This is a genomic window from Streptomyces chlorus, from assembly GCF_042655885.1.
GTDB lineage: Bacteria > Actinomycetota > Actinomycetes > Streptomycetales > Streptomycetaceae > Streptomyces > Streptomyces chlorus.
The window spans coordinates 1-1,527 of record NZ_JBHSOA010000027.1; the positions used below are offsets into that span (position 1 = coordinate 1).

Consider the following 1,527-nt stretch of genomic DNA (forward strand, 5'->3'; position numbering starts at 1 on the left):
CGCGGGACCGGCATCCACCCGCACCGGATACATCGAGGTGAACCAGCCGACCGTGCGCGACAGATCCGCACCCGGCAGCAGTTCCTCGTCACGGCCGTGCCCCTCCAGATCCAGCACCCAGCCGTCCCCGTCGCCGCTCCGGGAGGCCCACCGTGACAGCGCCAGCGCAAGACCCGCCAGCAGCACATCGTCGAGGCCCGCGTTGAACAGCCCGGCCGTCTCGGCCAGCACGACCCGGGAAACCTCCGGCGACAACGCGATCGCATACGAACCCGCACTCCCGTGCATGTCCCGTGCGGGGTCGAGTTCGCCGTCGGCGACCGCAGTCCGCTGTGCCAGCACCGACTGCCACCACGGCAACTCCGCCGCCCGCCCGGACGAGAGCGCCTGCCGCGCCACCTCCGACGACCACCGCCGCACCGACGTCCCCACCGGAGCCAGCACCCCACCCGAGCCGGCGCCGGTCACCGCCTCCGCCAGATCCGGCAGCAGCACCCGCCAGGACACCCCGTCCACCACCAGGTGATGCGCCACCACCACCAACGCACCCCACTCCAACGGCCCACGATCCAGCCACACCAGCCGCACCATCACCCCCGCCGCCGGATCCAGCCCCTCCCGGGCCCGCACCGCCTCCTCACCCACCAGCGCACGCCACCGCTCCTCGCCCACACACCCCACGGCATCCACCCGGACCAGACACCCGGCGGCCGGCACACCACCGACCGGCAGCACCTCGACCTCCACCGGCGAGACCGACGCGTCCACCACCCGCAACCGCAGCCCGTCATGGTGATCCAGCACCGCCTGCAGCCCGGCACACAACGCCGCCTCACTCAGCCCGGCCGGCGTCCGCACCACCTGCGACTGATTGAACCCCCGCCAGTCACCGCCCCGCTCCGCCAGCCACGACACGATCGGCAGCCCCGCGAACACCCCCACCGGCTCATCGACCACACCGGCATCCCGCCCCCGACCCGACCAGTCCGCCACCTGCGCCAACCCGGCCACACTCTGGTGCTCGAACACCTCCCGCACCGACAACACCGCACCCGCCCGACGAGCACGCGACACCAACTGGATCGACAGAATGCTGTCCCCACCCAACTCGAAGAACCCGTCGTCGATACCCACCGACGCCACACCCAGCACCTCGGCGAACAACCCGCACAACAGCTCCTCCCGGGGACCGCGGGGACGGCGGCCCGTCACCGTCTGGTCGTGGGCGGGCGAGGGCAACGCCTTCCGGTCGAGCTTGCCGTTCGCAGTCAGCGGCAGACACTCCATCGTGACCTGAGCCGCGGGAATCATGTGCCCCGGCAGGAAGTCACCGAGCCAGTCCCGCAACGGCGGAACGCTTCCATGGCCCGCGGACGGCACGACGTAGGCCACCAGACGCTGGTCACCGGGCCGGTCCTCGCGCACCGTCACGGCGGCCTGGGCCACCGACGGATGACGGATCAACGCGGTCTCGATCTCGCCGAGTTCGATGCGGAAACCGCGTATCTTGACCTGGTCGTCGATCCG

Annotated in this window: 1 protein-coding gene and 1 pseudogene; both read right to left on the reverse strand. The window is 71.5% G+C overall.

The annotated features are described in order from the left end of the window. The coding region (locus ACFPZI_RS13935) for a condensation domain-containing protein (RefSeq protein ID WP_381362974.1) at positions 1-1,164 on the reverse strand (1,164 nt) is incomplete at its 3' end. A gap of 102 nt (positions 1,165-1,266) precedes the next feature. Next, positions 1,267-1,524 (reverse strand): annotated as a pseudogene (locus tag ACFPZI_RS13940) (AMP-binding enzyme); the annotation flags it as partial. Positions 1,525-1,527 lie beyond the last annotated feature (3 nt).